Below are 7,155 nucleotides of genomic sequence, written 5' to 3' on the forward strand. Positions count from 1 at the left end.
CTTTAGCGTAGCAGATGCAGAGGCCCGTCGCGCGTGCTCCATCCATGGAAAGACTCCGCAGCGGATCAGTCATCGTTGCGCAGATCAGTACTGCATCTCCAAGCATGTGCTCTACGCTTGCAAATAGGCAGGTGAGTTAGCCCTGGTGCAACTGGCCCGTGCCTCCGAGGCGCGGGCCTTCGCATGTCCGCTGCGGCCGGCCCTCAGACGACCGTGGAGAGGCCCAAACCAAGCCCGACCGCCGCGAGCAGCCAGGCACCCCAGAACCACGGCCCGAACATCCGCGACAGCACCCGCATCGGACCGGCCTTGTAGCGGAACGCCCAGCGGGAGTGGGTCAGCTGGTAGCTGGCCGCATGCCGGACGTTCGAGTCGCGATTGTCGAACATCAGCCGCTCGCCACCGACCTCGATCTCGGCGACCGCGTGGCCGCCCTCCGGCGTCTCGACGTGCCAGACGTCGACCTCGCGGGAGAACAGCAGCCGGCGCAGCATCGCCCCCGTGCCGCCGTAGAACCGCGACAGGACGGTCAGGCTGAAGTCCTCGCAGTCGCCGTAGAGCCGGCCGTCCCGCTGCTTGCGCATCACCTGCCAACGGTCGCGCCAGCCGTCGGGGGTGTAGATGAAATCGCGCCGGACCTCGGCGACGATCGCCTTGAGCTGAACCGCTCCGGGTCTGCCGGAGGCCGATGTTCGTTAGCTACGCGGCCACATCGCGCGTTTCCAGCGCAGCGTGGAATGCGTCTTCGGCCTCTGCTGGCGGCACATTGCCGATAGGCTGCAGCAGGCGGCGGTTGTTGAACCAGTCGACCCATTCGAGGGTGGCGAACTCCACCGCCTCGAAGCTGCACCATGGCCCGCGTCGGTGGATGACCTCCGCTTTGAACAGGCCGTTGATCGTCTCGGCCAGGGCGTTGTCATAGCTGTCTCCGATGCTGCCGACCGAAGGCTCGATGCCCGCTTCCGCCAGGCGCTCGGTGTAGCGAATGGACGGATATTGGGCGGCCTCAACCGGTCGTCGCAACACCGCCAGTTTCGAGCTTTCTCAACGCCTCGTCCAGCGCCTCGGCCGGCGTCCGCCAGTCCAGCGTTTCGCGCGGCCGCGAGTTGAGCGCGGCAGCGACCGCCTCGAGTTCTTCGGGCCCATGAGCGGAGAGGTCCGTGCCCTTCGGAAAGTACTGGCGCAGCAGGCCGTTGGTGTTCTCGTTCGTACCGCGCTGCCATGGGCTGTGAGGATCGCAGAAGTAGATCGGCAGGCCAGCCAGGATCTTCAGCTCGGCGTGCCGCGCCATCTCCGCGCCCTGATCCCAGGCCAGCGATCGGCGGAGCTGCTGCGGAAGCATGACGATGGCGCGCGCGATGGCGTCTCGAACCGCCTCCGCGCCATGACCGGCGGTCGCCGGCCCGTTCTTCGCCCGCGGCCTCTCGCCATGTCCCTCCATCGGCGGCAGGTGCAGCAGCAGCGTGAAGCGGGTCGTGCGCTCGACCAGCGTCCCGATCGCCGACCGGTGAAGGCCGATGATCAGGTCGCCCTCCCAATGGCCGGGGACGGCCCGATCCTCCGCCTCCGCCGGCCGTTCGCTGATCATGATCTCTGAGGTGACGAAGGACTTGCCACGGCCGGCCAGCCGCGACCGCGGAACGCGCAGAGCCCGGCCCGTCCGCAGGCACGCCGTGAGCTCGCGACGCAGGCCCCCGCGGGACTGAACGTAGAGCGCCTGATAGATGGCCTCGTGCGAGATGCGCATCGATGGATCCTCGGGAAAGTCGTGGCGCAGCCTGTGCGAGATCTGCTCGGGGCTCCATGCTCGCGCCCATCTCCTCGGCTGCCGTCGGCCATGACGACGCCCCTTCCATGATGTCGCCGGCCCGTCGAGCGCGGGTCCGCCCGGCGCCGAGATCCTGCCGGCGAGGCGATCCTCGACATAGGCGCGCAGAGCCACGTTCGTCGCCAGCTTCGCTGCCTTGGGCCGCCGAGCGGAGCGGTCGGCATGCCATTGCGCGGCGCTCGCCCTGTATTCCAGGCCGCCGCTGCGTGTCGCCGCATTGCGCCGGATCTCCCGCGAAATCGTCGAAGGCGCCCGACCCAGCCGCCTTGCGATGTCGCGCACGCCCAGACCCATCGCGCGTCCCAGCGCGATCTCCTCGCGCTCGGCGAAGGACAGGTGTCGACCCGTCGGCCGCGGCGCCGAAACCGCCAGATGCGTCGGCGCCATGCCGCCGGCCCTCCGGAACCATCGGGCGCCGACTGCGGACGACACGCCCGCTGCCGCCGCCGCGGCCTCAGTGGAGACGCCTGTTGCGATGGCCGCCCAGAACGCCGCCAAAGCTTCGCGCCGCGCCGCATCGGGGCGGCCGGGGGAGCATAGCTTCGCTCGCCCCGATTTGTCCGAGCGCCTCTTCCTCGTCGCCATCGCAACCTCCATCAGCAGGACGTTGCGACGACCGGTTGAGGCCGCCTTGCGAGCCCCGGTCCGAGTGGTGGACCAGCCCTGCGCCGGGCCGCCGCTGATGGACGGCCTGTTCCAGGGCATCCAGCACGAAGCCCGCGTGCGCCGTGCGGCTGACGCGCCACCCCACGATCGGTCGTGCGAAGGCGTCGATCACGAAGGCGACGTGTACGAAGCCCTGCCAGGTCGCGACGTATGTGAAGTCGCTGACCCACAGCATGTTCGGGGCCGGAACCCGGAACCGCCGGTTCACCCGGTCCAGCGGGCATGGGGCGGCCTTGTCCTGGACCGTGGTCCTGAGCGGCTTCCCTCGGATCACGCCCTTGAGACCCAGGTCCTTCATCAGCCGCGCCACCGTGCATCGGGCGACGTCGAAGCCTTCGCGGCGCATCTGACGCCAGATCTTGCGCACGCCGTAGACGCCGAAGTTCTCATCGAAGACGCGCCGGATCTCCGGGCGCAGGGCATCGTCACGCCGCGCCCGATCGGACCTGCGGGACGGCTCCGCCCGTTTGGCCAGGTGATCGTAGTAGGTGGAAGGGGCGATCGGCAGGACCCGGCAGATCGGCTCGACCCCATGCTCCCCCCGCTGATCGTCGATGAAGGCGATCATGTCTTCGACCGGCGGTCGAGCTCCGCCTGGGCGAAATACGCGCTGGCCTTGCGAAGGATCTCGTTCGCCTGGCGCAGCTCGCGGTTCTCCCGCTCCAGCGCCTTCATCTTCTCCGCCATCTCGGCGGGAACGCCCGCCCGGCGGCCGCCGTCGATCTCCGCCCGCTTCACCCATTCGTTCAGCGTCTGCGCCGCGCAGCCGATCTTCGGCGCGATCGACACGATCGCAGCCCAGCGGGAGCCGCGCTCCGCTTCGCTGTCCAGCACCAAGCGAACCGCGCGATCGCGGACCTCAGGGGAGAACTTGTTCGTCGTCTTGCTCATGGGGCTCCATCCTACTCAGGAGTGGGAGCCTCCGGCAGACCCGGAGCGGCTCAGCCGCGCATTCTCGTCTTCGAGCGCCTTCAGCCGGCGCATCTCGCTCGGCAGCAGGCCCGCGTACTTCTTCCGCCAGGCGTAGAACGTGGCCTGGCTGATCCCGGCCTTCCGGCAGACGTCGCCGATCGGAACGCCCTCCTCGGCCTGATTAAGGATGAACGCCTTCTGCGCGTCCGAAAAATTGCTCGCCTTCATGGATCTCCGCTCCTTCGCCGGCCGGGGAAAGGATACCCGGGATTCCAGCTTCGAGCGGTCCAAGTCTCGGGGATCACAGCACCAGACGCTCACAAAGAGTCAAAAGACACTGTTTTTGAGGCTCCTAATCGCGCACGATACCAGCGATTCATCAATGTGAACAACTCGAATCACCGAACACATGGCTGCGGGGTGGCGCGATGCAGGAGCTTAGAGTCTTTGTTCTCGGCCGGATGGTGCCAGAAGGCGACTTTGCCGGAGATAATTACCGTTATGTTAGAAGAACCAAAACAGTTAGTGTCGCGAGTATCATTGAAGGCGCAGCAGCTGCTCTTTACGCAGATGGAAAAATGACCGATCCGGAAGGGATTCGTGTTTTTGCCCCTGAGGCAGATAATCGAACCAATATCGTCCTCTCCGTTTTAAATCACATAGAAAGCAGCGATCTTGTCATCGTCGATGTAAGCGATGAAAGTCCCAGTGTGATATATGAGCTTGGCGCAGTGAACGCACTTGGAAAACCCTATATCCTTGTCACAGGAGATAGCCTTCCATTCTACCTCCTACAAAGTCGCGCGATAATGCAATTCGCTTTTAAGGATGAGTACGATCCATCTGAGCAGAGCCATGTCGAACTTCGGAACCGGTTGCTCGACAACTACCGGAGCCCAGATGGTGCCGGCTTTAGCGAAAGTGTGTTCTCAGCCTATTTCCAGGGACTACCGATTGTTAATATCGCTGGCCCCGCCGGGATAGCTACGGGCTACCATGTCAATACACTGTATCGGTTTGGTCGATCAGGATCAGGTTTCCTGCAGAAGGTTACGAAAGTTGTCGAGGATAGAGGCGGCGCCAGTCCGACGGTGTGGGAGGGGCGGCTGACAGCTCTCGTAGTAGTCATTCCCGATATTGTAGAGATCGACAATTTCGATGATGCTCGACACGATCTTGAGTTCGCACTTGAGAGTGAAGGACTACCCACAATGTCCGCTTCAATTCTGGAAAAGCAGGAGGAAGGAGAATATAATAAGTTCGGATTTGGCGGCATGATGCTGCGAGACCGGCCAGATATCGTGATTGATATTCCAAGAACGGTCTATCCACTTTCAATGGTCCCCCGGGTGCGGATCGCCAGAGAAAATGAAAATAGGTTCGGGGCTCCTGCCGGACGGCGCAGGCAGATCCGGCGGCTTATGCGAGAGTTTAAAGCGATCTTGGACTGGAATATAGCCAACGAGCGAGCGCAAAACGACGGTGCCTGGACACGGATTCATTTTGTTGCCCAAGCAAACGCGGCCAGCTACATTCGTAAACTGGTGGACAAATCGCTTGGCTAAACGAGCAAGGGGCGGCCTAGCCGCCCCTTTTCACCACTACAGTTTTCACTGCCAGATTGATGTTTGTGGTCCGGACTGTCTCTTCACCATAGCTTTAGCCGTAGGTGGGCACCGTTCAGTCTCTACACCTTCTCCCAAAGGAAGCTTGGCTCGCGATCACCAGATAAGGCTTTCCCGAATTTGATGCCAGAACCCGCACCGTTTCCAGAGCGGGCGCCCGGAGATTATGGTGATGCAACACTGCCGAGTTTGTCAAGAATTGCCTTAACGCCCTCAGGATGGCCTTGCGGGAATTCTATGGCGTCGGCTCCAGCGCCACCATTCCTTGTCCTTGCCGGTCACAGCGGTTCATCTCTAAACTCGGAGAGTAGGCGACGGCCGATTGCAGATTAATCAGAAATCCGTATGGGATTCCGGACCATGGACAAAAGGTATAACTTTGACTTGCTTTGCAACGAGGGCGATGAGGCATACCTGCGATCGCAGTATCCCGACATTGCCGATCGAGTTATTTGGCCGGAGCTTCGCTCCACATTTGTTGAGCATGAAGAAAAAGCGAAGCGAATGAAGCGAGCATCTCGCAGCAGTAGCTTTATCGGCATCGCACTGATCGTTTTATCTCTCCTCGTAACCCTAGTCGGCACATCTGAGCTCACAAAAGTTTTCGTGCAAGAGAGCCGCCTAATAAGCAATGCAGTCGCCAGCCTAGCTGCAGCTCTGCTCGTCTCAGGCCTACTATTCGGACGAGGCGTTGTGCTTAGCAGAAAGCGCGATGAGTGGCTCACAGAACGTCAGCAAGCTGAGAGGCTACGGCAATTCCATTTCCAATTCATGATATCGCATGTTGACCTACTCTGCGCGCGCGCAGTGCAGACCAAGGTCTCCTGGGACAAGATTCGCGAGAAAGAGCTCGAGCGCGTCAGGCGAACCCTGTCGGGGAACACCTACACGAAGCAAGTTAAGGACGACCAAGACCTCAGCGAAACATTTATCGCCGACATGAATCGACTGCGAAACGTCAAGGATTTTCAATCGGTCGATTCAAATAAATTTCAGCAATTTAAGCTATACTATCGAGAATTTAGGATGGACTGGCAAGAGGACTATGTCGATATTCAATTTGAAGAACGCGCCTCACCCATCTCGGCGACAGGTTCTCTATTTGAACGAGAAAAGTTTGCCAACGCGGTGGAGCATGCTGCGACCTTAGGGATTGTCCTTTTTCAGTTTGGGGCGGTTCTTTGTCAAATCCTGGATGACCCGCACAGCCCCATAACACAAGCGTTAGTTCTTGGTTCTAGCGTGCTTGCGATTACAATCGTGGGGCTCCATGCTTTCCGGGACGGGACATCTGTGACAGATGACCTAGTACGCTACCGGCACTACAGTTCAAAGTTGAAGCATGCTCGGCGCGCCTTTGACGAGGCGGATAGGGAACATGATGAATCAGGTGTCCTCGCAGCAGCAATGCGCATCGAGGAGGCCGCATACTTTGAGATGCGTGAATTTTTGATCGCGCACAGCAAACCGAAGTTGTCTCTGTAAGGGCGAGGAGGAACAATGGCCTTTGGTTGGACCTACCGAAAAAGTGGGCTCGGACTGCGCGATGATGACTTTTCATGGCAAGGCTCCGCAGAGATCGATCCACGATTTTTTCTTCGTCGGTCGAAAACTGAGCCTAAGAAAATAACTGACCTCATACTCGGAAATCTTCCCGACAACAAAATCGAAACTCTGCTTGCTGAATTTCTGATGGCAACAGGCGGATTGATGGATGACTGCTTAATTTTTACCTCCATCGGAACGAAGAGCGACAAGCATGACGACACAGTAGCCACATTTGATCGGATCGCCAGTATCAGTTCCAAATCTGCCGCTCTGGCCGGCCGCACTACAGAAAACATCTTCCTCGATCCGGATGGCGATTACTGGAACGCAGTACTCATACTCCGGCCAGCTAGCCTACCATAGCTCAATGGCAATTTACCCCTTTCTTCTTAATTGAACTCTTGCCTCCCGGCGCGATTATATCTCATCACCTTTGATTAAACCCGTCCACTTAGAGCGTGTTTGAGAAGCCTGTTCAGCGCCTCCTGACGAGGGTGGCGATGGCGGCGACGGTGATGAGGGCTTCGGCGACGCGGGTGATCTGCTCGTAGTCCCGGACCAGACGTCTGCATTTCA

At 60.2% G+C, this 7,155-nt stretch carries 5 protein-coding genes, 3 pseudogenes and 1 other annotated feature; of the genes and pseudogenes, 3 read left to right on the top strand and 5 right to left on the bottom strand.

Features of this window, described 5'->3' with window-relative positions; translation table 11 throughout:
- Positions 1-203: 203 nt before the first annotated feature.
- From P2H44_RS07590 to P2H44_RS07610, 5 genes and pseudogenes are all read right to left on the bottom strand, one after another.
- On the bottom strand, positions 204-584 hold the full coding sequence (locus P2H44_RS07590; protein ID WP_275762868.1) for a hypothetical protein: 381 nt from the start codon (positions 582-584) through the stop codon (positions 204-206).
- 115 nt (positions 585-699) lie between these two features.
- A pseudogene (locus P2H44_RS07595) lies at positions 700-1,002 on the bottom strand (integrase core domain-containing protein); the annotation flags it as partial.
- Between the two features lie 4 nt (positions 1,003-1,006).
- On the bottom strand, positions 1,007-2,413 hold the full coding sequence (locus P2H44_RS07600; protein WP_275762870.1) for an IS30 family transposase: 1,407 nt from the start codon (positions 2,411-2,413) through the stop codon (positions 1,007-1,009).
- Positions 2,373-3,385: pseudogene (locus P2H44_RS07605) on the bottom strand (IS3 family transposase); the annotation flags it as partial. The gene P2H44_RS07600 and the pseudogene P2H44_RS07605, both read right to left, overlap by 41 nt.
- Positions 2,988-3,104, bottom strand: a sequence feature (AL1L pseudoknot). It overlaps the preceding pseudogene by 117 nt.
- A gap of 45 nt (positions 3,386-3,430) precedes the next feature.
- Positions 3,431-3,634, bottom strand: a pseudogene (locus P2H44_RS07610) (transposase); the annotation flags it as partial.
- A 200-nt stretch (positions 3,635-3,834) separates the two neighbouring features.
- Here P2H44_RS07610 and P2H44_RS07615 point away from each other — a divergent pair.
- The 3 genes from P2H44_RS07615 to P2H44_RS07625 all read left to right on the top strand — a co-directional run bounded on the left by P2H44_RS07615 (position 3,835) and on the right by P2H44_RS07625 (position 6,942).
- Positions 3,835-4,971, top strand: coding sequence for an STING domain-containing protein (locus P2H44_RS07615; RefSeq protein WP_275762871.1), 1,137 nt, complete (start codon positions 3,835-3,837; stop codon positions 4,969-4,971).
- Between the two features lie 420 nt (positions 4,972-5,391).
- Positions 5,392-6,516 carry a hypothetical protein gene (locus P2H44_RS07620; RefSeq protein ID WP_275762872.1) on the top strand — a complete coding sequence of 375 codons (1,125 nt, stop codon included), beginning with the start codon at positions 5,392-5,394 and terminating at the stop codon, positions 6,514-6,516.
- 15 nt (positions 6,517-6,531) lie between these two features.
- On the top strand, positions 6,532-6,942 hold the full coding sequence (locus P2H44_RS07625; protein ID WP_275762873.1) for a hypothetical protein: 411 nt from the start codon (positions 6,532-6,534) through the stop codon (positions 6,940-6,942).
- Positions 6,943-7,155: the final 213 nt, after the last annotated feature.

The sequence above is a fragment of the Albimonas marina genome (assembly GCF_029223255.1).
Taxonomy (GTDB): Bacteria; Pseudomonadota; Alphaproteobacteria; order Rhodobacterales; family Rhodobacteraceae; genus Albimonas.

What these genes read in the sequence shown, in the direction of transcription:
- P2H44_RS07590 (WP_275762868.1), bottom strand. Translation starts at nt 584, where the DNA reads ATGCGCAAGCAGCGGGACGGCCGGCTCTACGGCGACTGCGAGGACTTC.
- P2H44_RS07600 (WP_275762870.1), bottom strand. Translation starts at nt 2,413, where the DNA reads ATGGCGACGAGGAAGAGGCGCTCGGACAAATCGGGGCGAGCGAAGCTA.
- P2H44_RS07615 (WP_275762871.1), top strand. Translation starts at nt 3,835, where the DNA reads ATGCAGGAGCTTAGAGTCTTTGTTCTCGGCCGGATGGTGCCAGAAGGC.
- P2H44_RS07620 (WP_275762872.1), top strand. Translation starts at nt 5,392, where the DNA reads ATGGACAAAAGGTATAACTTTGACTTGCTTTGCAACGAGGGCGATGAG.
- P2H44_RS07625 (WP_275762873.1), top strand. Translation starts at nt 6,532, where the DNA reads ATGGCCTTTGGTTGGACCTACCGAAAAAGTGGGCTCGGACTGCGCGAT.